The sequence below is a fragment of the Catellatospora sp. NPDC049111 genome (genome assembly GCF_040648615.1).
GTDB lineage: Bacteria > Actinomycetota > Actinomycetes > Mycobacteriales > Micromonosporaceae > Catellatospora > Catellatospora aurea.
This window is the reverse complement of sequence record NZ_JBEZEB010000005.1, coordinates 320148-342710: the sequence shown is the minus strand read 5'-3', so window position 1 is coordinate 342710 and position 22563 is coordinate 320148. Positions and strand designations below refer to the sequence as shown.

Annotated in this window: 21 protein-coding genes; all 21 read right to left on the bottom strand. The window is 70.0% G+C overall.

Annotated elements, in window-relative coordinates:
* Window positions 1-167: 167 nt before the first annotated feature.
* Entirely contained in the window at window positions 168-623 is a 456-nt protein-coding gene (locus tag AB0B66_RS10400) for a hypothetical protein (RefSeq protein WP_360526056.1), read from the bottom strand.
* Window positions 616-1194, bottom strand: a complete 579-nt coding sequence (locus AB0B66_RS10395) for a hypothetical protein (RefSeq protein WP_360526053.1) — start codon at window positions 1192-1194, stop codon at window positions 616-618. The genes AB0B66_RS10400 and AB0B66_RS10395 overlap by 8 nt, the downstream gene beginning before the upstream one ends.
* Complete coding sequence (locus AB0B66_RS10390; protein ID WP_360526050.1) at window positions 1191-2216, bottom strand: GGDEF domain-containing protein; 1026 nt, start codon at window positions 2214-2216, stop codon at window positions 1191-1193. Before AB0B66_RS10390 ends, AB0B66_RS10395 begins: the two co-directional genes overlap by 4 nt.
* A 137-nt stretch (window positions 2217-2353) precedes the next feature.
* Window positions 2354-3031, bottom strand: coding sequence for a hypothetical protein (locus tag AB0B66_RS10385; RefSeq protein WP_360526047.1), 678 nt, complete (start codon window positions 3029-3031; stop codon window positions 2354-2356).
* Between the two features lie 2 nt (window positions 3032-3033).
* Complete coding sequence (locus tag AB0B66_RS10380; RefSeq protein ID WP_360526044.1) at window positions 3034-4311, bottom strand: hypothetical protein; 1278 nt, start codon at window positions 4309-4311, stop codon at window positions 3034-3036.
* Window positions 4312-4469: 158 nt separating this feature from the next.
* Window positions 4470-4748 (bottom strand): hypothetical protein, encoded by a 279-nt coding sequence (locus AB0B66_RS10375; protein ID WP_360526041.1) that lies wholly within the window; start codon window positions 4746-4748, stop codon window positions 4470-4472.
* Window positions 4745-5374 carry a hypothetical protein gene (locus tag AB0B66_RS10370; protein ID WP_360526038.1) on the bottom strand — a complete coding sequence of 210 codons (630 nt, stop codon included), beginning with the start codon at window positions 5372-5374 and terminating at the stop codon, window positions 4745-4747. The genes AB0B66_RS10375 and AB0B66_RS10370 overlap by 4 nt, the downstream gene beginning before the upstream one ends.
* The gene (locus AB0B66_RS10365) at window positions 5371-5547 is read right to left on the bottom strand and encodes a hypothetical protein (RefSeq protein WP_360526035.1); all 177 of its coding nucleotides are present in this window, start codon (window positions 5545-5547) and stop codon (window positions 5371-5373) included. Before AB0B66_RS10365 ends, AB0B66_RS10370 begins: the two co-directional genes overlap by 4 nt.
* Before the next feature lie 70 nt (window positions 5548-5617).
* Window positions 5618-6607 (bottom strand): ATP-binding protein, encoded by a 990-nt coding sequence (locus tag AB0B66_RS10360; RefSeq protein ID WP_360526032.1) that lies wholly within the window; start codon window positions 6605-6607, stop codon window positions 5618-5620.
* 95 nt (window positions 6608-6702) lie between these two features.
* Window positions 6703-7506: a hypothetical protein gene (locus AB0B66_RS10355; protein ID WP_360526029.1), complete on the bottom strand. Its 804-nt coding sequence runs from the start codon at window positions 7504-7506 to the stop codon at window positions 6703-6705.
* 144 nt (window positions 7507-7650) lie between these two features.
* Window positions 7651-8124: a hypothetical protein gene (locus AB0B66_RS10350; protein WP_360526026.1), complete on the bottom strand. Its 474-nt coding sequence runs from the start codon at window positions 8122-8124 to the stop codon at window positions 7651-7653.
* Window positions 8125-8170: 46 nt separating this feature from the next.
* On the bottom strand, window positions 8171-10210 hold the full coding sequence (locus tag AB0B66_RS10345) for a DUF932 domain-containing protein (protein ID WP_360526023.1): 2040 nt from the start codon (window positions 10208-10210) through the stop codon (window positions 8171-8173).
* 211 nt (window positions 10211-10421) lie between these two features.
* Complete coding sequence (locus tag AB0B66_RS10340; protein ID WP_360526020.1) at window positions 10422-10901, bottom strand: hypothetical protein; 480 nt, start codon at window positions 10899-10901, stop codon at window positions 10422-10424.
* Window positions 10898-11350 (bottom strand): hypothetical protein, encoded by a 453-nt coding sequence (locus AB0B66_RS10335; RefSeq protein ID WP_360526017.1) that lies wholly within the window; start codon window positions 11348-11350, stop codon window positions 10898-10900. The genes AB0B66_RS10340 and AB0B66_RS10335 overlap by 4 nt, the downstream gene beginning before the upstream one ends.
* Window positions 11351-11519: 169 nt before the next feature.
* Entirely contained in the window at window positions 11520-12113 is a 594-nt protein-coding gene (locus AB0B66_RS10330) for a hypothetical protein (protein ID WP_360526014.1), read from the bottom strand.
* Between the two features lie 118 nt (window positions 12114-12231).
* Complete coding sequence (locus tag AB0B66_RS10325) at window positions 12232-14487, bottom strand: hypothetical protein (RefSeq protein WP_360526011.1); 2256 nt, start codon at window positions 14485-14487, stop codon at window positions 12232-12234.
* Between the two features lie 289 nt (window positions 14488-14776).
* Window positions 14777-15478 (bottom strand): hypothetical protein, encoded by a 702-nt coding sequence (locus tag AB0B66_RS10320; RefSeq protein WP_360526008.1) that lies wholly within the window; start codon window positions 15476-15478, stop codon window positions 14777-14779.
* Window positions 15479-15964: 486 nt separating this feature from the next.
* Window positions 15965-16819 carry a replication-relaxation family protein gene (locus AB0B66_RS10315; protein ID WP_360526005.1) on the bottom strand — a complete coding sequence of 285 codons (855 nt, stop codon included), beginning with the start codon at window positions 16817-16819 and terminating at the stop codon, window positions 15965-15967.
* Between the two features lie 491 nt (window positions 16820-17310).
* Complete coding sequence (locus tag AB0B66_RS10310; RefSeq protein ID WP_360526002.1) at window positions 17311-19797, bottom strand: type IV secretion system DNA-binding domain-containing protein; 2487 nt, start codon at window positions 19795-19797, stop codon at window positions 17311-17313.
* Window positions 19794-21506, bottom strand: a complete 1713-nt coding sequence (locus AB0B66_RS10305) for a DUF87 domain-containing protein (protein WP_360526326.1) — start codon at window positions 21504-21506, stop codon at window positions 19794-19796. Before AB0B66_RS10305 ends, AB0B66_RS10310 begins: the two co-directional genes overlap by 4 nt.
* 113 nt (window positions 21507-21619) lie before the next feature.
* Entirely contained in the window at window positions 21620-22555 is a 936-nt protein-coding gene (locus tag AB0B66_RS10300; RefSeq protein ID WP_360525999.1) for a PrgI family protein, read from the bottom strand.
* Window positions 22556-22563 lie beyond the last annotated feature (8 nt).

Here is a 22563-nt window from a genome sequence, read left to right as displayed (position 1 = left end):
GCGTGCGGCGGTCCTCCCGCGGTGGTGTGGTGCGCACCCGCCGCGGCGGGTACGCACGGGTGGAACCGGGCCTGCCCGCGTGTAGGGCAGACCCGGTCGGATCAGTGGCTGGAGGCGGTCAGCGAGTGCGTGAGCGCATCTCGGCGGTGACGGGCCAGACGTGGACGTCACGGTCGGCGCATGCGGCGTCGATCAGGGCCAGCACCTTCTTGGCCTTGATGAGCGCCCTGGCCGCCCAGCGGCGAGGGCAGGCCCGGCGGCAGCACGACCAGGCGCAGCCGCAGGTCCACGCGGGCGTAGACCTTGACCGCGCGGTTGTCGTCGCCGCGGTCGTGGCAGAAAAGGACGAGCTGCACCTGGTCGTCGCCGACAGGGTTGGCCGTGACGTAGTGGTCCTGCCAGGCGCGGTAGGCGATGTCAGGCGAGAGGCGAACGGCGGTCGGTTTGCCGTGCCGGTAGTACGGCCACAGCCCCTGGCCGTAGGTGATCTGAGGGCTGTCGACCTCGTAGCGCCAGTCGCCGGTGAGGTCGCTGGCCAACTTTGTCGGATGGCCCGGCAGGTCTGCCGCCAGCGGGTAGGGCTTGAGCGCGGCGTGGCGGGTGGGCGATATCTGGTCAGTCACGGTGGGTCTCCCTCAGCTGCTGGATGAGGTCGGTGACGGCGTCGGCACCAGCTGCGGCCGCAGTGGGGACCAGCCCGGCGTCGGTGTAGGCGAACACGTGAAGTGCCTGCCAGGGCTCGGGATGGAACTCCAGCAGCACGCCGTCGGCGGTGGCGGTCAGCCGTGTGGCATAGCCGTCGGTGATCGCAACCGCAAGTGGCCTGCTGCGGTCCAGGTCGCGGTATCCCGCAGGCATTGCGGTGGCGGTTGTCGGCCGGGGCCGCCTCCGGGGCCGGGCCAGGAACGGGCACAGCTGGAGGGCCGCGTCGGTGCAGGCGGTGTGCATCGGCGGGTCGGTGTAGGTGTTGTGCAGCAGATTGGCGAGGCCACCGACGAAGGTCAGCTGCCGCGTGATGAAGTGGCCGCAGGCGCCACACAGCTGCTCGCGGGCGCATTCCACGGCACGCCGGCCGTTGACGACGGCGAAGTCGTAGCTGCCGGGTCCGTGCTCGTTGACGTACGGGACGGGCAGTTGCCGCCGCTGGTCGAATGGCCTGCCGGCCAGTCGGACGGGCAGATCGTGGCGGTTCATGCCGACCGCCTGGTCCCGGGCGTGCCGCCGGGCCGCTGCACATGCCGCGGCCGGGCCAGGGAGACCGGCACGACGACGGGCTCGGCCCGGGTGATGTCGGTGTCGGTGAGCCGGTGGTAGGACGCCGCCAGTAGCGGCAGTGCCGTGGCCGTCCACGCGACGTGGTCGGCGAGTGGGGCGTCGGCTGCCGGTGTGGCCGGTAGCGCGGACAGGGCCGCGGCCCGGCGCTCGTCGTGGTTGCTCCAGGCGGCGTGGGATTCGGCGGCGACGGTGTCGGCGGCGACCTGCGTCGCCTGCCGGTCGACGGCCTCGGGGTCACGGCCGATGATCAGGGTCGGTGGGCCGGCCGCCCAGCTGATGACGGCGTGGCAGCGACGGTCGTCGCGGGGCCGGTGCCGGACCGGCAGCCCGACGGCCCAGGTGAGTACCCTGCCGGCGCCGGCCGCTTTGGCGTGCTGGAGGGCGGTGTTGGCCCGCAGCAGCATCGTGGTGGTGTCGGGGCACAGCCGTTCGGCATACACGCCGGCGCATGCGGTGACGTCCATGACCACGGTCCGGCCGGGCAGATGCACCTCGAGCGGTTTGCCCAGCTGCCGCAGCAGCTCCTGTACGTCCTGGCGGAGCTGGTCGTCGCTGCGGGGCCACAGCAGCGCGAACTCGTCGCGGCCCAGGCGGTAGACGCTCGCGCCGCGCTTACGGGCGGCTTCCTGCAGAGCGCCGGCAAGCAGGACGAGCAGCTGGTCGCCGGCGCGGTAGCCGAAGGTGTTGTTGATGGCGGCGAACTGGTCGATGTTGACGATCGCCAGGGTGACGCCTTCGCGCGACCGCCTGATCGGCGCGAGCGCGTCGAGCAGCGCGTAACGGTCCGGCAGTCCGGTCAGGCGGTCAGCTTTCGCTGCCGGCGCTGGGCGCGGGGACGGACGGCGCGATATGTCGGCGAGCAGCCACAGCCCGATGCCGGACAGCAAGCCGACGACAAACCCGAAGCCCAGCAACGCGTATGAGGTGATGTCGGGGGACACTGGAATCGCATCTCCTTCGCAAGCGGAGAGAGTGCGAGGGCAGCCGGGTACCGCTGGCTGCCCTCATCTGGGGAGGCGCAGCCGCAGACAGCGGCAGCTTCAGAGGCGGCAGGGTCGCCGCGGCATCCGGTCGGGGGTCAGACCGATACGGGAAGGTCGACGTGCACCGCGCACACGACCGCATCACGCAGCCGACGCAGGTATGCCTCGGCGGCACCGGCGTAGGTCAGCCGCCCGCCGAGGGTGTCGCGGCCAGGCGCCGAGCGGCCACTGCGCAGCAGCTCGCCGTCGCAGGTGATCAACCCGTGACCGAACATCGTGGTCGCCGCCGCATACTGGGCGAACACGTACGGCCCGGACTGCAGGCAGGCCAGGCCGATGCCGAACAGTTCCGTTTCAGCGCGGCCGAGGCCGGGATCTGCTTGCAGCAGCCGCTGGCTGCGGGGGTGCTCGGTGATCTGCTGCCGGGTGCCGTCGCGCAGCAGCCGCAGCGGCACCGGACCGGTGCGGTCGACGTTGAGGCGATACCAGCAGTACGTCGACTGCCCGACCGCAACAGCATGCCGCCGTGCCGTGTCCAGATCGAGGTGGTCGCTGTGCACTGCCGCGGCCCAGTCGCCGAAACGCTCAAGGTGCCGTGAGCACATCAGGTCGGTGACGCACGCCCTCACCCCGACGCAGGCGAGCTGCTGTTCGATGGCGTGCAGCAGCCGAGGGCCGTAGCCGGTCCGGTCGCCGACGCAGACCAGTACGGTGTGGCTGCCGCGATGATGGCGGTGCGTGACGTCGGCGGTGCAGCTCAGTATCTCCGCCACGGTCACCTCACCGTGCCCGCGGTGGAGACGAGCTCGCCGGATGCGGCGGCCGGTGCGGCGGTGTCGGCGGGTTCGGGCTCGGCGGGGTCGTTGTCGGCCGCGAACGGTCGGGGCCGGTGGGCGATGTCCGACAGGTCGACCGGCGCCGCAGCTGCGGCCGCGTGCACCAGCCGCGCGGCGGGTGTCTGCGGGAAGTCCAGCAGCCGCATGCTGCCAGCCTTGCGGATGGACTGCTCCTGGCGGGGTTTGATGTCGAACCTGTGCGCAAAGGTGGCCGGGTCCATTTCCGGGTTGGCCAGCATCTGCGCCCACAGCCACCGCCACAGGTCGTAGTGCCCCTGCTGGTTGGGGATCCGGCGGATAACGTCGAGCGGCGCGTTGGCGATCATGTGGCTGGGCACGGTGCCGGCGCCGGTGTCGTAGTCGCCGGGGTCGTCGAAATCGGTGGTCGGTGGGCTGAGCTGGCTGCCGATGTGGCCGGCCCAGGCGTGCAGGTCGACCTGTGCCATGACCAGCTCGGCGAGCTGGTCGAAGCGGATCGCACCCGCGATCAGGCCCGGCAGTGTCTGATCGCCGCCGTGGGTCTCGGTCATCTGCTTCTTGAGGTAGGCCGCCAGCGCGGCGCTGTGCCGGCTGCTGCGGATGCTCTCGCGGGCGGCGTCCAGCGCCGCCCACTTGTCCAGGCCGTCCTCGTAGTAGAAACGTTCGGCCAGGCGGACCGCGTCGGGTTCGGACTTGCGGATGTCGTCGCCGTAGCGGGGCTTGTCGCGGGGCAGCAGCCCGGCGGCTTTGAGGGCGTCGCGGCGGCGGGCCTCGATGTGGCCGTAGGCGACGGCGAACGCCCCGGCGCCCAGGAACCCGAACCCGACGGCCAGCAGCGGCAGGTCGAGGTGGCCGATGATGTTGATGCCGACGGCAAGGCCCAGCCACACGAACGACAGGATCCGCCAGAAGAGGGCGCTTTCTCCTTCGGATCGGCGCCAGTCGGCGATCGCCATCGTGGCGACGCCGCCGAGGTCTATGACCAACGCGAACGGCGCCACGATGAGCAGGCGAAGCCAGAGCGGGAACGGCTCGGGCCAGGGCAGGTTCGTGGCACCGGCCCAGATCTGCCCGATCCATGAACCGAGCGCGGCGACGTTGTACAGCGCGCCGGCCAGCAGCTGCGCATGGCGGCCGCGGATGACCGACATCTTGACCATGGTCTTGGCGTCGAGGGCGGCAGCCCGCGGCAGTGCGGCGAGACCGCCATCAGCTCTGGCAACCGGCTGCGGTCGCACGGTCGGAGGGGAATCTATGGACATCGAAGCTCCAGGGGTGAACGGCCGCGCTTGAACGCGCGGTATCTGTCGGAGAAGGGCAGATGGGCAGCGGGGCCGACGGCGTCGGCATGAGCGGGCAGACCTGCCCGCATTCGGGCAGGTCGGCGCAAAGACAGCTAGGGCGCAGCGCGGTCAGCTCGGTGTATGACGGTGAGCTGCGGTGCCGTAGTCGCGATGTCGGCCCGGCGGTGGATGCCCACCACGACCGCCGGGAACGGCAGACGCACCCCACGCGAGTCCAGGTACGGGCTGTATCCGAGCCGGTGGCAGCAGGCCAGCACTGTGGGGACAGCAGCTGCGGTGGTGACCGTCGTACGGTGCCCGCACGACAGGTCCAGGTCGTAGACCGCCGCCGGCAGCAGGGGACGTGGCGGCGTGAGGGCCGTGGTGGTCATGGCAGCTCCCGATCGGTTCCGGTCAGTGCCGCGAACACCACCTGGCACTCGCGGTTGATCTCTGTGGCGATGTGCTCGAGGGCCTCGACGGCGGCGAAGACACCGCAGTTGTCCGACGGCATCAGGTCCAGGGGCTCCTGATGCATGGGGCAGATCCGCACCGTGGTGTGGCCGATGAGCAGCTGTGCGGTGAGGACGCCGCCGCCGTCGGCGCCGTCGTTGTCGGCGGTCCGCCAGATCCGCACCTGCCGCAGCGCCCCAGTCGGCTGCCACACGTGAGGTGCCTCGCCGTCGTTGAGCCCGGTGAGCAGGTCGTCGAGCTGCCCGCAGGTGGCGGCGAGAGTGTCGCGGTGCAGCGTGTCGTCGATGCCGTAACGGGCGGCGGCACCGGCTTCCAGCCACTGCCAGCAGGCTTCGGCGTCGAACAGCAGCCGCGGGGCCTGTAGGACAGGGACCGCGGACAACCGCGTGGCGAGACTCGCCACGGCGACCCGGTCACGCCACAGCGGCCGGCGGGCGGCGCGCTGCAGGGTGTGGAGCAGCAGAGCGCGGTCGTCAAGGCTGAGCGACCACAGCAGCAGCTCCTGCGGTCGATCCGTGCCGGCGGGGTGGTGTGGTGCCGTCATCGGGTCACCGCCCCGGCGCGGGCGATGCACAGGTTGCACGTCCAGCCCTGCGCCAGCAGGTGCGCGTTGTTGGCGATGGTCGGCTGGGAGCAGAAGACGCAGAGCACGGTGCCGTCGGCGACGTCGTGTGCAGCGCGGCGGTCGGTGTCGTCGGGTTCGATGGGGTGGGTCAAAGCAGCTCCTCAAATGGCGAGGGCGCCGTCCACAGATGGACGGCGCCCACGAGAAGGGGTCGGCGGCTGGTCAGAGGTCGACGCCGTGCAACAGCCCGGCGGTACGGACGTCGGTGAGGTCGGGGCCAGGGCGTCCAGCGATGTCGGCCAGCGTCACCGCGACCCGGCTGACGGCGGTGTACTCGGCGACGGTGATCCGGTCGCGGTTCAGCCGCCGCCGTAGCCGCTGCAGCGCGGGGGTGTCCCACAGCGCGGGGGCCCGCAGGTCGTGACGCAGGTCGGCGGCGCGGCGGACGCCGAGGCCGTTCAACCGGATACGGGACCGCCAGGTCGCGGCTGCCACTAGGCGGCGCACGCCGATCGTGTCCCTGCCGGCGATGTCGTAGTGCGGACACGGCGGCGCGGAGTCGAGGTCGATGCGCAGGTCAGCAAACCGCGTCAGCGTGGCCATCTGCGCCTGGTAGGCCAGCTGCTCGGTGTCGGGCTGGCGGCAAGGGTGGTCCAGTAGGTGCACCACGCATCCGCAGGGCGTCGAGGTGAACACCGCCTGGAAGCGGGCGGGCCATGTGTGGCTGCCTGCCGGGCCGTGGTGGGTGATGCTGCCGGCGGCGAGCGTTGCGGCCAGCGCGGCCGCGGTCTGCGGGTCGTACCAGCCGACCTGGTCGAGGACCAGGACGCCGGTGTCGGCCAGCGTCACCGCCCCAGGCCGGTGCGGGTCGCCGGTACCGAGCAGGTCGACCGGCCGCGCGGTGTGGTTTCGGCGAACCAGCCGCGGCTGGCCCTTCGGCGCCAGCCATAGCTGGTCGGGCCGGTGTTGCCAGATGGCAGCGATCCGCTCAGCGTCGCTGCGTGGCAGGCTCATGCTGAGGTTGGCGAGGGCTTCGGCCAGAGGGTGTCGGACGGTGCCTATCGACCCGGTCAGTGCCAGGTGGTGGCCGCCGACAGCAGCGACGACGACTCCGAGCCAGGCAAGTGTCGGTGCGGTGAGGTGGAGCCCGGCACAACGGCCGGGTGTGGGCACGGCCAGGTGGTCGGCCTGGCGTGGTTCGGTGAGCAGCACAGTTGTCTCCGTTCGGGGAAATAGAAAAGGGGTGCAGCGCGAGAGCGCCGCACCCCTGGCAGGTGGAAAGGCGGCGCGAGCGGCGCCGTGGTCGGTCAGGCGGGCAGTGCCCGGTGCAGGTCGGAACGGGCCCGCCACACCCCCGGCGTGATCGCCGTCGTCGGGTATGCGGGCACGTGGACATGTCCGATGACCTGCTGATTCGGATTGAGGACGCGCCCGTCGTCGTCGAGCACCGCCGGACAGCCGCCGCCGGCCACGCACGTACGCGGCAACGGCTCGAAAGCGATGCTGTACGTGGTACCCCCGGCAGTGGTGACCAGCAGCCCGAGGTCCCCGAACGCTTCGACCGACTGGTGCGGACCGAAGTTCAGCGACATCAGCACCGTGACCATCGCGACCCAGGACGTCTGCGCGTCGACGTGAAAGCGGCTGGTGTCGCCGTAGCAGGTCGCCAGCGCGTTCAGGCGGTGCTGGACGGCGGCGAACACCGCGGCCGCGTCGCGTTCGACGGTGGCCACCAGCTGCCGTGGCTGGTAGTCGACCGTCGGCACCTCAGGAACGGTGACGTTGTCGAGAAATCCCTTGGGCAGCATGTTGACCAGCTCGACGACAACGTCGGCGGAAGCACCCCACTGGGTTGCTCGGCTGCACGCGGCCTGCAGGATCGCGTCGAGTTGCGGCGTCGACAGCAGCCACGTGTCGGCGTTGAGGCGGTTGCCGGGCCCGAAGTCGTGCAGCGACCTGCCTTGGGCGGCCAGCAGCGGTGTGAAGACACCGACCAGGACCCGGCGCAACAGGTCACCGGGATTGTCCGCGCCGTGCAGCGACCCGAGCAGCGCCGTAATGTCGGCGTCGTTGAGGCGGGCGCGTATCGGCGCCGCCGGAAGTGCGTGCATGGTTCTCCGTAAGGTCGGGTGCGGCGCCGGTCGCGACAGATCCGGCGTGCACGCCGGACCGGTTCACGGATCGACGCCACTGGTTTGTGGACAACTCTGTGGATAAAAGCCGTTGCTGGAAGTTGGCGAGGCAGAAGGTGCAGGTCAGCTCAACGGAGCATCGAAGTCGACAGCAGCAGCCGGCTGTGGATCTTCGCCGTTGGGTTCAGGTCCGTCGTCGGTCTCGCTCAGACCGGCCAGCCGCACCATGTCGCGGATGATGATGAGGTTGAGGTCTCCGACGGACGAGACGTACTCGTCGTAGTTCGCCAGATGAGGAGCGAGCCGCTCCCATTCTTCGTCGGTAACGGTGCGGTCGAGGTCGTTCTCGATGACGTCACGATCGAGGTAGGCCACGCCGATGTCGGCGGCATGGCTCAGGAACAGCAACGCCTGCATCGGGTCGGGAAAGCACGCGGCATAGGCCTCGTACAGGCACCGGTTTCGGTCGCGGGCCTGCCACAACCCGGCCAACTGGCGGTAGACGGCCGCGCCGACGACCTGCTGCACCGCCAACCTGTCGACGCCGAAGCCGCAGCCGGTCAGGTAGTCGTTGACGCTCACCGCGATCGCGTCCACGGCGTCCGCCGCCAGCCAGCCGAACGCCGGCGGGTAGTTGACGGCCTCAGATGCCGGACCGCTCATCGCCGCCCTCGACAGCGTTCTCCACGCGCTCCAACAGCTCGGCCAGCGCGGACCACACCTCAGCTCGCTGCTCGTGGCCCTGGGCGACCATCAGGGCGCCTTCCGGTGACATGATCGAATGCTGGCCGACGTCTGCGGTTCGACGTAGGCGACGCATGGCCACGGCCTTGTCGACTGCGTCCTGGGCCGCTGCCGTCAAACCGAGCCGCATCGCTCTGACGCTTTCGTGGGAACCGACCACGGCCAGTAGATGCTGCAACATCGACCAGGTGCCCTCCTGCCCGACCGGGACCTCCCGCTTGCGGGCTGCCACGAGCGGTGACCAGGACGCGAACGGCGTCACCCGGACCGGATCGCCGCCACACACCCATGCCGCTGCGACCTTCAGGGCTAGCTTGGCCGGCAAACAGGCTTCAGCCTGCAGCGGCGGTGAGTCCGGACGTTCGCGAAACTCCACACCGAATAAGGGCACGGCCTCGTACGCCAACAGGCTGTCGGCGACATCAATGGTCAACGCCAGGACCGTCGCCGTCCGCTGGTGGTCACGGTGTCCGACGACCATGCCGCCTTCGCCGAAGCCGTTGGCGACAACGTCGATGGTGTAGCCGTCTTCCGTGCGAAGAACGTCAAGTTCATCGCGTACATCTCCCAGGTAGTGACTGTCCCAGTCCCGGTCCAGCAGCGCTCGCACACGCAGAACTTCCGGCGTCGGTGCAGCAGCGGACGTGGCGGGCTTGTCAGGCTGTTCCATGCAGCTCCGTTCAGGTTTGAGGAAACTCGAGGCAATCCGAAGGCTGCCGCCCGGCCGGGCGGCGGAGGTGGGCCGCGGGCGGGTGCGCAAACGCACGAGGGTCAGCAGCCGCTTGTGGGCCGTGGTCTTCTTGCCGTCCTGGTCGCCCTCGAGGGCCTGGCTGGCACGCCACGCCTCCTCGGTCATCGACTTCGGCGCCCGGACACCACGGCCCCAGTCCAGGAACTCCGTGATCGCCCGCTCCGCCGCGTACGCGTTGGAGCCGACGTTCTCGGCGTTGGTCTCGAACCGGGTGACCATGCCGTCGGCGAACTTCTGGTACTTCGCCTTGGCTTTGTCGGACTCCTCGTCACCCGGCGGCGTCCACAGGTCGGCGACGACCTGCAGGTACTCGTCGATCGCCACCTGGGTCTGCAGCAGCAGTTCCTGTTCGGTGGCGAACGACTCGTAGTACTTGCGCGACAGCCGCAGCGTTTCCTCGGCCTGTCGCATCCGCAGCAGCGGATCGCCGACATGCGGGGTGCTCCACCGCGCGACGGCGTCACGCAACGCGAACCGCTCGGTGTTGCCGCACGCCACCCGCCATGGCGTGACGACGGCTTCGAAGCCGGTCAGTCCGTCGTGGGAGTTGAACGCGGCAAGGAACGGCGCGACGACGTCGGCCAGGCCGCCGGGGTCGATGACGATCGTGTCCGGTAGCCGCATGGTCACGAACACGCGGCGTCCGCCGCGCAGCGCGCCGGCGCTCTCCCAGATCACGTCGTTGCGGCCGACCAGGGCCTGCAGGAACTCGAAGATGTCGCGGTTCTGCACGACCTCGTACCGGTTGCCGACCACACCGAGACCGGCGTTGGTGTCCCGCCGCACCGTGACGTTCTGGTCGTCGAGCTCGTGCAGGAGACCGTCGGGGGTGCGGAACTGGACCGGGAACTTCTCGACCGTGAAGTCGATCGCCCCCGCCTTCAGGACGGTGTCGACGTCGGTGGTGCCGCCCTCGATCACCGTGCCGAGCTGGTGCCAGGCCGGCGTGGACGTATAAAGCGCGGCTCGGCCGGTGGACAGGTCCAGGCCGTGCTGCGGCAGGACCAGGCCGTTGTCGCGCTGGATCCAGATCTCGCCGTTGTCCCAGCTGCCCGGGTCACTGACCCGGTACCGGCCCTCGCCGAGCGAAACCAGCTTGCCGGCGTCCATTCGGGCCTGCAGGTCCGCTCGCCGACGATCGATCGTGGCCAGCTGCCCGGCCCGCTCGGCGGCGAACTTCTCGTTCACGTCGACCGAGCGGCCGACTGCTAGAGTTGTCATCGGTCTGTACTCCTACCAAGAGTGACCATTGCATTGCCGGCCTCAGGCGCTCCAACGCCTGGGGCCGGATTCGTCCGAAGGGTCTCGGACTGGTGACCCGGCCAGGCCGGGTACGCACGAGCCGAAGCCCGTACCGCGGCGCCATTGCCGCAAGTTGTCAGTCGGTGCCGGGACGCGCTCACAGCGGCGAGCACGCAGGCACTCCGCCGAACAGGTCACCGACCAGCTGCCGGGCGCCGGGAAGGCCACGTCGTGGGCCTTCGTTCCACTCGACCTCCCAGCGTCCGTCGCTGAGAACGGCGAAGTCTTCGCCGAGCAGCAGCCGGGCACGCAGCAGCACCGCCGTGACCGCCAGGTCGTAGTGCTCGCGGCGGGTGTGGCAGGTGCCGGACCTGGCCGGAACGGGCCGGCTGAGCTTCAGCGGTGGGGGCAGCAGCAGCGCGGTGCCGTGGCGGCCGGTCGCGGCGTCGCCGTTGACCGCGACTCCTTTGTGTGAGTCCAGGACCGGTGCACCGAACCCGTCCGGGCCGCACAGCCCGATCCCGAGCTGTCCGACGGCGGTAAGGATCCTCTGGGTGTCGGCCAGCAGGACCGGCCAGGTCAGCCGGTACCGGTCGGTGGCGACGTCAGCGGCGAAGCTGTGGCTGTAGACGGTCACGGGGTCACCTGCCCGCCGTTGAGCAGGTCCAGGGCCTGAGGCAGGGGGATGCCGTCGACGGTGACCGCGGCGCGGTCGTCGACGACCCGAACTTTGGCATGCGGTTGGAGCAGCGAGGACTCGCCGTTGGTGTACGGGACCACCCACTGTCCGCGGCGCATCCAGGGGGCGGCGGCGACGGTGTGTATCGCGTCGGCGAACGCGACCTCGGCGCCGGAGGCGAGCATCGCCGCGGTGCGCAGGTCGTAGCCGTGGGCGGGCCGGACCAGCCAGTCGGCCACGGCGGCAGTCGTCGGCACCGCGCCGATGAGGTATGACACGACGACTCTGCCGCCGGTCAGGGTCTGCAGCACGGTGGCGGGCAGCCACGTCGCGCCGATGTTGAGGTGGACCTGCTGCTGCGGTGCGAACGGTGCCGCGGCGGCCGAAAGCGGGGGTATGTAGGTCATGGCGTGGGACTCCTGTAGCGAAGGAATGGAGTCCGGGCACGGCCGATCGGCCGTGCCCGGGTGCGCGCTGCTGCGCGGTCGGCCAGGCTCGGCCGGAACTGCAGGGTGCTGGTGGTGGCTGGGAGCCTCGGTGGCCCGCGGGCTCCGAGGCTGCCTGCGGTCAAGCGGGTCACCGTGCGGAGGAGAACCGGCGATGCCTGCTGTTGTCGGCGGTGGACGCGGCCACGGAGGCAGGCGCCTGACCGGCGGCGATGATCCAGCCGATGAACGCCTGGATCATCGGGATCGGTGCGTGGCAGGCCAGGTGGCTCACGACGTCGGCCTCCCACGCGGTCAGCTGCACCTGGTGCAGCGTCAGCGTGATCGTCAGCCAAGCATTTGCCAGGCGGCGACGGTCGTTGGCAACCAGCTCAGGTAGAGCGGCGACCCGGTCGTCGAAGGCCGTCAGCGCATGCGCGGGGCTGTCGTAGGGCCCGGACCAGGGCGCGAGCTGGTCGGCCCAGAGGCTGGGCCGGGACCGGCTGATCAAGCCGATCGCGGTCCACGTCTGGGCTTCGTCACAGACGCCTGTCAGTACGTCCAGCTGCGTCAGCTCCCAGGCGGTCAGGCGAACGTTGCGGTCGGTGGTCAGAACCGTGCCCAGCCGCATGACGGCCATCTTTGCGCGGATGCCAGCTATGGAGACCGGGCCGGCGATGGCGTTGAAGTGACTCTGGGCGTCGTCACGGCTGAGGTACGGGCCGTACTCGTCGGGTGCTTTCATCGTGGGCTCCTGTGTTCGGTTAATGGGTTCGTCCAGCTCAGGCCCGGTGGGCTAGATCGCCATGAGGTCAGCTGGTAGAGCGATGCAGCACGCAGCGGCAATGTGCTGCGGCCGGGGCTCAGCGCGGTGAAACGGCCACCTGCGGGTCGGTTTCCACGACCGCGAGGGTGAGCTGGCACAGCTGGTCGCAGACCGGGCAGTACGCGGCCTCGGGGACGTCTTCGCGTTCGAGGTGACCGTGATGGCGGTCGCAGAAGACCGCGATGACGTCGGTGTCGCGGCAACGAGTCGGCCGGCAGGCGCGGCACACCTGAACCGGGCTGCGTCGACCGGACCCGAACAGCGCCTTCACCGGCAGGTTCCCGGCGACCGGGTCGACGACAGTGCCTTCACCGTCCCAGGTGATCTGATGGCCGTCCGGGCAGGTCAAGATCACGTGGCCGGCGGAACGCCACACCGCGGGGTCGACGGTCCGGTCCAGGTACACCGACTCCTCGCCCCGGTCGTCGACGACGATCGCGTGCCGCGTGCCGTCAGGCGAACTGGCCAGAACGACGCCGGTCTCGTAACTCAAGAAACGAAGATCGTCTTCGGTGATCTCGTCATGGACCATCCAGCCGCTGGCCTCGCACCAGGCCCGCACACCTGACACGTCGGCGGGGCGGTAGGTGGCCTGCGGCGACCACCGCAGACCTTCGGTGAAGTCCCAGTCAAGTGATCCGACGCGCTGGGCGACCCAGGCCTCGGCGTCAGCGACGGGACGACCGTTGAACAGCCGCATCTGCTGCTGCTCAGGGTGCCGTGACCGGTTCTCGGCCAGCTGCTCGTCGATGGTGCGCCGGCAGAAGCAACCCGGCTCGCAGCTGGTCCAGGCACCCGTGGGCGAGAGGTGGTCGCTGAGCCTTGCCCCCAAGGTGACGGTCCGGATCAGCCATGGCAGCGCACGTCGCATACGCACGAACGGCCGCGAACGATATGCCGCACCCCAGTGGCGCGGTTCGTCGGCGAGAACTGCCAGCTGCTGGGCGTCGGGCAGGGCGGGCAGGCCACGCCAGCCGGTGGTGTTGTGGAAGCCCAGCCACACCGTGTACCTGGTCGCACCGTCACGAAGGTGGGCGATGATGCGGACCTCGCGGCCCCCGGACTCGCGGACCTGGATATCGGCCCCGTCCGTTGGCTCCCAAAGGCTGGGCAGCTGGCGGACACCCGGCGACGCGGCGACCTGCAGGGCGCAGCCGTGCCCGCACAGCGGGCACCTCAACACACGAAGAGCGCACCGCCGGGGCGTGGCGCGTCGGGTGGCGCCGGCGCAGTCGACGGGAGACTGACTGCCGAACACCTGCACCATGGATGCGTAGCCGAGGTCGGCGCCATGGACCATGCCGTGATCCCACGCCCAGCGGTGACCGCTTGCGCAGACGATGTCGACATCGGCGGCTTCGCTCCAACGGTGCCCTTCGGCCACGTGGTAGACGACCGGCTGACGCCGCCCGACTTGCACAACGGCATACCGCCGGCCGTCCGAAGTCGCGGCGTGGATGACCTCGATGCTGCAGCACAGGTCAGGTCTGTCGAGCTCGGGCCGGTTGCGGCCGGTGATGAGCCATCCCTGCTGCAGGCACCAGTTCTGCAGCCGCCAGCGCGCTGGCGTCGGATCGTCAGGCCCTGGGTGACTGCGCAGCGCCTGGGTGAACTGTTCGGCGATGCCCTCGGTGTGCCAACCGACCCACTGGTCGGCATGTACCACCAGGTCCCGTCCGTCGGCGTACGAGCTGCCGCAGACGCAGGCGTCCGCGTCGGCACAGCTGACCGCCCGACGGGTGTGGTCCCGAAGGATGCACCGCGTAGCGGCGATGATGGCCTCGACCCCTAGGGCTGTCACCATCAACAGCCAGAGGGCGTCAGGGCGGTGCCCGACCACCGCGAATATGCCAGCGGCCATCGTCAGAGCCGTGACCAACGACATGAAGTCGAGGCCGAGCAGACCGGTGGCTGCACGGTGAGCCAACCACGGTCCGACGGGCAATGTGAATCGGTGCAAAGCATGCTCCTGGATGCAGAAAGCCGCCCAGATCTCCGGTCCGGCGCGGCCATGGATTGAAGATGTGTACGCGAGGTGGTGGAGGGCTGAGTAGCCGACGAGGAACGTGCCCGCCGAGCCTGCGGTCCACCGGGTCGCTGGACCTGCCCGACTGCGGGTAGTCCGGCTGGACGCGGGCGCCGCGTCAGAGGGCCTGGTAAACGAACCAGGCGGCGACAGTGTCCATGTCGCCTTCGGCCAAGGCGTTGCGCAAGCCGATGTCGAGCAGGGCCGCGCACAGCGCCGGGTCGGCGACAGCGCGGCTGAGCATGGCCTCCACCGTTGCCTCGTCACCGTCGGCCCGAGCTTGGCGCAGTGTGTCGATGAACCGCTCCACCAACCATGCATTTTCGTACAAGTGATCTCCTTGATCAGTTAACCGCGGTTATTCAGAGCGCGCTCCGTGGAGCGGCAAGAAGCAAGCAGCACCCGCACCATCGGTCCTGCTGCGGGTCGGCTGGGTGCTCGCCGTCGGTGGCGTCATCGGCGCCGTACCAGGACGCGAGGACGCCGAGCTGCGAACTGCAGCATGAAGGGGTGAAGCCCGGTCCGCTGAAGCGAATCCGGGCCTCACCCCTTCAGATCACTGCACGATCAGCGCGACCAGGCGGTCGTCGGCTGACAATGCCCTCAACGCCGAGCCGGTCGCCGACATGAACTCCCAGATCTTCTGCAACGGAGAGTTCGGCCGGCACTCGACCAACAGGCCGTTGCGGTCGACGATTGCGTTACCGGGCACGGCCACGCTGTAGCCGATCTCGGCATAGGCCTCGCGGCCCACCTGAAAGGCTTCCAAGTGGTCCAAGGGAAGGTGCATGACCCCTCGGCCGGAGCGGTTGTAGATCTCCATCGCGGCGATGCACTGCTGGCCCTGGAAGTCCCGGTGTGCCTGAGCCAGGGTGTACCGGTCGTCGGGGGTGTTGCGGTGCCGGTCGATGAAGGTCCACAGCGGCTTGGCGGCCTGGGTGCCCTGCACAACCTGGTGCCACACGTGCCACCGGTTGCGGTAGACCGTGTACCCGTGCTGAGCCATCGCGCCCAGGTTCAGTAGCTTCACCGGCGCTCCCGCGGCCAGGTGTTCGCGTGGGGCGATCAGCTCGCCCCGGCTGCGGCGGTGTGCGGTGTGCGCGAAGTGGGGGTAGAGCTCACTGGCGTTGGGGGAGTGGAAGACAGCTTTCGTGTCGGGGAACATGCTGACGCCGGCTATGAAGGCAGCCTTGGCGGTGTGGGCGACCTCGGAGGTGGGCACATCTGCGGGGACGCAGACAGTGACGATCTGTGGCATGGGGTGGGCTCCTTCTGCGTGCGGGCACGCGGAAACGCACCGCTGATGGGCGGTGCGGTAGGCAGGGTGAGGGAGCGCGGGTGATGTCACCGCGCTGGCGCCGGTCAGGGACCGGTGGGTGGGTGTTCGCCGACGGTGAGGTGGCAGGCCGACCGGCTTGTGGCGGGTGGGCGGTTGCGACCGCAGGTCGTGGGCGGACAAGCCCGGGGGTGGTGCGTAAGGGTTGTCTCTAGGAGATGGATCAAGCCTAAAGCCCACACCCAACACGCCTCCACGACCGCCGGTGACCGCAAGCCGCTGACCTGCGGTCTTATTCGGCAGATGTTGTGGGGCGCCCCGTGAGCCCTAACCGGGACACCGCCACTGACCTGCTGTTGGTTACGTCGGCGAAGAAATTTCCGTCACCGTGTTCCGCGACGACCTGAACGCTTTCGCCAGCCGCCGATTTTGCCCGCACCCAGACCCTGACGTCGCCGCCGTACTCGTTCAGAGGCTTTGCAGCAGCCGTAGCGGGTCGTCGACCGCAGTAGGCGGTCCTGGATTGATCGGTCCGGTCTGTCCGTGCGAGCCCGGCAGGTCCGCCAGCCGGCGTCGGCGCCCGTCGCCTACCACCTGCCACACCGCCGCCGCCGGATCGGACCCGGCCTGCGGACTCGTGGTGGCGACTGTGACCGTCGTACCCAACCCTGCGCTCAGCCGCTGATGCAGATGCTGCTCGCGGACGGGGCTGTGCAGCACGAACAGGACCGGGTAGTCCGGGCCGCCATCGTCGCGCAACTGCCGGTAGGCGGGCAGCTTGTCGAGCAGGCGGCCGATGGGTTCGGTGCCGGTGTCGTATTCGACGAAGAAGCCGACGGATGCGGTGCCCTCGGTCCAGACGCCGTGGCCGTCGGGGCGGACCCGGCGACCGTAGGCGGCGCTGCTGCTGCGCTCGGACCACCACCGCGCCAGCCTCGCCGCCGGGTGGGTGCGGGCGTGGGCGGCCAGGGCGACGAAGAAGCCGTTGACGCCGAGCAGGTGGTCGAGTTTCGGGCTGGCCATGATGCGTTCGGCGCGCTGCTGGACGGCTTTGGGCGTGGGTGGGTTCTCCTCGCGCGACAGCGCAACGTAACGGGCGGCCAGGGGGCCTGCGACCCAGCACATCGGTCGGGGCCGGGTGGGCTGGTTGCGGATGAACCGGTCGACGAACTGCAGCTTGCGAAGGCTGTTGAGCCGGTGCTGGCAGGTGATGGGGCTACCGAACAGCACTGCGGCCAGCTGCGGGGTGGTCAGTGCGGTGTGCTCGTCGAGCAGGTGGGCGATGGTGTAGTCGCGGGCGTTGAGGCGCCCGGACAGGTCCATGAGTGTCGGCAGGCGTGCCGTCGGCTGGCGTTTGCGTGTGGATGTTCTTCTGCCGTTCCCCGGTAGGGAAGAGTCCCCTTGAAGGGACAGTCGCGATCCTGGCTCGTCGGTCATTGTGTGCTCCTAGCTGGGTGTTTCGGCTGGGTCGAGGCGGCTTGGGGGCGGCAGTACGCGGACCGGACCGAGGTGCGTGTGGGAACCAGGGGCGGGGCCGGGGTCAGGACCGGTGTCGTCGTGGGGTGTTCGGCCAGTGCCGGGTGCGGCGGTTACGGTGCCAGCGGTTGACGGCTGCACGCATGGCGGCAAGACGTGCCGGGTTCGGCGGTGGCACCCACGCCGGTAGCAGCCCGGCGGTTACGAACGGATGCCGATGACGGGTGCCGGCGAGTTGCGGTAGGGCGATGTTGTGTCCAGGCACGGGTTCTCCTCGGGGGTGTTGGGTGGTGCCGATGTGCCCCGGCCGCCGCAATGGCGGCCGGGGCCAGGGCCGGTCAGGCATCGGGTTCGGGCGGGAGGGGGTCGGAGTCGTCGATGCCGGCGAGACGTGCGATCGCGGCCGTGCGCCGGTGTCCGGCGGCTGCGGTGATCGCTTGTCTTACCGCGGTGGGCTCGTTGACGGGTGCGGGTGCGGGGTTGGTGCGCAGGACGAAGGCTGCGGTTTCGCGGTTGTTCACCAGCAGACGTGCGGCCGCCCGGAAGGCGTCCAGGTGACTGAGGTCGTGCTCGTCGAGTTCGGGAGTGGTGTGTTTGGCCAGTTGGGTGGCGTCTTCCGGCGAGCTGGAGAAGAAGATCTTGCTGCGGGCGTTGGCGGACAGGGCCAGCTGCGTTTCCCGGGGCAGCTGGGTGAGGTTCTGGTGTGCCAGGACCAGGCCGAAGTGGTAGCCGCGGGCTTCGGCGAGCATGTCGCCGACCGCGCCGGGCAGGTTGAGAAAGTTGTGGCATTCGTCCACATAGGTGACGCAGTCGCGGCGGTCTGCTTCGTCGAGCCGGACCCTGGCGGTGGCGGCCTGCCACGCCGAAGCGAGGACGAACGAGCCCATGAGCCGGGCGGTGTCCTCGCCGATGACACCTTTGGGCAGGCGGGCCAGCAGCACCCCGCCGTCGAGGATCTGCCCCATGTCGAAGGAGTTGAACGGCGTGCCGAGGGTGCGGCGGACGAACGGGCGCAGCAGCACCGACCGCAACCGGGCCTGGACCGGCCCGATCACCTGTGTCCGGACCGCCGGCGGGGTGGCTTCGAACCATTCCCAGAACCCCCGCAGACCTTCGGGGTCGGTGAGGTCCTCGGTGAAGCGGCGCCGGAACTTGAAGTCGTTGAGCAGTGGCGGTACCAGCGTCAACGTGGCGTTGGCGTGCCGCATCAACGTCAGACACGACACCCGTAGCACGTCGTCGATGCGCGGACCCCAGTGCTTCTGGAAGATCCGGGAGAAGATCGACACGATGTTGTCGACGACCAGGTCATGGTCATCGCCCAGCAGCGGGTTGAGGGTGGTCCCGGTGTCGATGTCGGGGTCGATCAACACGACCTTCTTGGCCTTCTTCGCCGAGATCCGGTCCAGGACGTCGCGGACCAGGTCGCCTTTCGGGTCGATGACGACGGCACCGCGCCCGGAGCTGATGTCGTCGAGGATCATGTTGAGCATCAGCGTGGACTTGCCGGAGCCGGTGCTGCCGACGATGTGTACGTGCTGGCGGGCGTCGGCGACCGGCAGCGCGACCGGATGCCCGCCCCACTCGGCCCGGCCGATGACTTTCGTGCCGCGGCCGCCGGTGGGCACGTCGACCGGCGCCGGCATCGTCTTGGCCCGCGCTCGCAGCAGGCCGGGGACGGCCAGGTCGTGGGGCAGCGCAGCGAGGCTACCCAGCTCCCCGGCGTCCAGCACGCACCCGTGTCGCAGCGTGCGGGCCATGACGACCGCTGCGGGATGGGGCATCCGCAGCCGCCGCAGCCGGTTGCGGCCGGTCCACGGCCCGGCGGCGCCGACCAGCGCCTCGACCGTCGTGACTAGCCGTCCCTGAGCGGTCGTGCCCGGTAGCCGACCGGGTGCGGCGTGGTGGGCCACCGCGATCCGGATCGCGGTCTCCCACTGTGACCCGGCGGCCAGCTTCTCGACGGCGGCACGCGCGTCACGGTCTCGCTGCGGGTCGACGGCCAGGAGCGCCTGCTGCGACGGCCCCGCGCCCGGGTGCGGATGCCGCGATGGGCTGATCAGCCACTCGAGCCCGTCGAGTGCTGCGCTCAGCCACCGGCCGGGATCGAGGACGCTGCCGGGGTTGCGGCCGGTGCGCAGTGCGGCGACTCCGCGCCGCAGCTGCCTCAGCTGTCGCCGCGACGCCGGCCGGGTCAGGATCTGCACACACGCGGACTCGTTGTCCTTGAGCCCGGATGCCGCGGCCACGACGGCTCGCAGCGGGTCGGTGTCGTGGTCGGTCAGCAGCGGATACCACGCCGGCATCACCGGAACCAGCGCGGTTCCCGCCGAGGCGGCCACAGGGTTGCCCTCCCGATGGCCGAGCGCGGGCCCGGCATCGGCCGCCGACGCGGTCACGCCTGGCCACGCGCCCCGGATCGCGGCGAGCACCGGCGTGACCTTGACGGTGCCCGGTATCCACAGCACGATCGTGAGTTCGCGTCCGGCCCACCGGTATTCCCAGGTTACGTGTGGGCGGGGCCGCCACAGCCGCCAGCGGCGGGTCAGCAGCGGTGCCATGGTCGCCCAGAACGCGGTGATCCCGGCTGGGTCGACCTGCGGTGGCGCCACGATCGTGACCTGTTGGGCGTGGGTCTGCAGCAGTTGGTCGCTGTGTCGCAGCCACCCAACACGCGCTGCGGCAGCGCCCAACAGCAGGGCGAACGCGACCAACGCCAGCCATGGCCGACTGACACACCATGTCACCGCACCGGTGACGGCGTCGGACAGCTCGCGCGCTAGATCCGGATAACCGTCGTACGATGTGGTGAGCAGGCCGCTCATCGGGGCGGCTCCTCGTCCTCGTCCTCGTCGTCCTCGTCGTCCTCGTCGAGCCGGTCGAGATCGCCGACACATAGCCGGTGCTCGGCCGGACTGGCCAGAGCCTGGAACGACACCCGGTGCGAGCCAGCCAGCAAGATCCCTTCGCCGCGTCGTGCGGCCAGCAGGGCACGGGCTTCGCCGCTGGTCAGCCCGAACGCCTCGGTGATCTCGTCGATCGCCTGTGAGGCCTGTCGCATCAGGACCTGAGTGGCCGCGTTGGCGATGACGGCTTGGCCGAGCTGCGAGCCGAGCAGGTCAGCGGCGTCCTGCGTCACCACCGATACACCGGCGCGCCGCTTGCGGGCCTGTTTGGACAGCCGGAACAGAAACCGGGCGCCTTCACCGTCGTGCAGCAGCCGCCACGCCTCGTCGACGATCACCAGCCGACGTGGTGCGGTGCCGCCGCGTGCGGGTGCGGCGTCGACGTCCTGCCAGATCGCGTCCAGCGCCAGTAGCATGCCCGGCGCCCGCAGTTCGTCTGCCAGCTGCCGCGTCGACCAGACCACCAGCTGCCCAGCCGGAACCGTGGTGGTCGCGCCGTCGAACAGTTCCTTGAAAGACCCGCTGGTCCACGGTGCGAGGCGCGCTGCCAAGCTCGCGGCGTCGTCGCCCTGAGTGGCCAGAGCTGCGGCGACGTCGCGCAGCAGCGGCGGCTGCTGGGTCCAGGTGACCGGGTCGTGGGAGATGCCCGCCCCGGCGTACGCCGCGGCGATCGCGGTGTCGAGGGCGGCCTGTTCGGCGGCCGAGGGCTGCTCTGCCAACAGCACCGCGATCAGCGAGTGGACGAACAACGCCCGCCGGACAAGGGCGTCGCTGCGCCGGTCACCGGGCGGGATGTCGAGGGGGTTGACCCGCACACCGGGTTTGCCGAGCTGGATGACGGTTCCGTCGACGGCGCGGGCCAGGCGCACGTACTCGTCTTCGGGGTCGACGACCGCGACGTGAACGCCATCGGCGAGGCTGCGCAGCACCTCGAGCTTGACGAAGTAGCTCTTGCCAGCGCCGGAGCGGGCGAGTACGACAGAGTTGTGGTTGTGCTGCGACCAGCGGTCCCACCACACCACACCCGCCGAGTCCGGGTTGATCCCGTACAGCACCCCGCCCGCCGGGGCCGGCTCGCCGGGCAACGGCGCCGGGAGGTCCGCGCTCGCGAGCGGAAATGCTGCGGCTAGGGCCTCGGTGTCCATGACGCGGCTTATCCGCAGGCTGTCTGCCCCCAACGGCAAGGTAGAGGTCCAGCCCTGCAGTTGCCGGAACGTCACCGGCTGGGTGTCGAGCATCGTGGAGGCGGCGCTGGCCCGCACGTGGGCGACGGCTTCGGCGAGCTCGTCGAGGTCGGTGGCGTGGATCGTGACGTAGGTCGCGACCTGGTGAAGCTTCGACTGGCCTCGGGCGACCCGGTCGGCCAGGTCTGCGGCGTCTTCGGCGGCGGCCTCGGTCGCCGGGTCGGTCAGCCGGCCCTGGTCGGCGTCGACCCGCCGGCTGGACTCCAGCCGGGCCCGCTGCCGACGTAGCATCTGCGCCGACTGCGGGCCGGTGTACGGCACGATGTGCTGGGTGATGTCGATACGGCCCGGCCACGACGTCAGCGGCGACAGCCACGCCGGACCGACCAGCGTCGGCAGGCCGGTGATGGCCAGGGTCGCGACATAGCCGTCACCGACCCGCATCCAGTTCGGCGTCACCTCGACGGCGGCCGGGCCCACAACAGCAGCGAGCCCGGCCGATTCGGCCGGGCTCGCAGCGGTGGCGGGGGAGAGTCTGCGCAGTGCGCGGGGCAGTTTCACGGGGTGCCTCCGGTGATGGCATCGGTGGGACGCGACCGGGGCCAGGTCGCGTCGGTGGGGATGTAGGGGTCGACCGCGGTCGTCAGGACCGCGGTGGCGCGGGCCCCGTCGAGGACCGCCGCGCTGGCTCCGAGGGCGGTCAGCGCGGTCGCGGTCTGCTCGGCACGGCGGCTGACTTCGCTGGTGCGGGCTCTGTCGCCGGTGGCGGTGACGGCGATGGTGACGGTCCGCCACAGCGGGTCGTGGTGCTCGGCCAGGTCGGTGAGAAACCGCGCGTACTCCACCGCGATCGCCGCGAGGGCCGGACTGGTGATCAGGTCGGCGCGTTCGATGATGCGCTGGGCATGGCTGGACAGATCGACCCGCTGCGTCGACACCACCACCTGCACCGGCCCGGTCAGGCTGTTGAGCCACCTGCCGTACCCGGCCAGCAGCGCGGCCTGCTCATCACCGGTCCGCAGGCCGATGTTCAGGGTCGTGCACGCCACCAGCGCCACCGCCGAACTACCGGTGTCGACGACGCCCTGCTCGTCGATGCTGCTCGCCGGCAGTCGCAGCACCGTCGGCAGCCGCAGGTTCTGGACCTGCGGCGCCCACGCCGGCGGCAGATGATGCTGGCCGTCGGCGGCGGGTGCCAGCAGCTTCGGCGCCCGCAGGAACCGCAGAGCTGCGAGCAGCCATGACTCCATCGGCAGGCCGTCGCGGCTGCCCATGGCGATGGTGGCGGCGAGCCCGCCCAGCGGCAGCATGATCGCCAACATGGTCGAGGGACTGACGTGCCCGGCCAGGGCGCGGTAGATGCCGTAGACGGCCACAGCGGCGATGCTGAGGACCGCGAGCTGGCGGGCGGTCAGCCCGAAGGCGATCTTGTCGGGGGTGTTGACGTCGGCCGGGATCCGGGTGACCGGCACGACGTCAGGATCATGACGCATCGTTACTC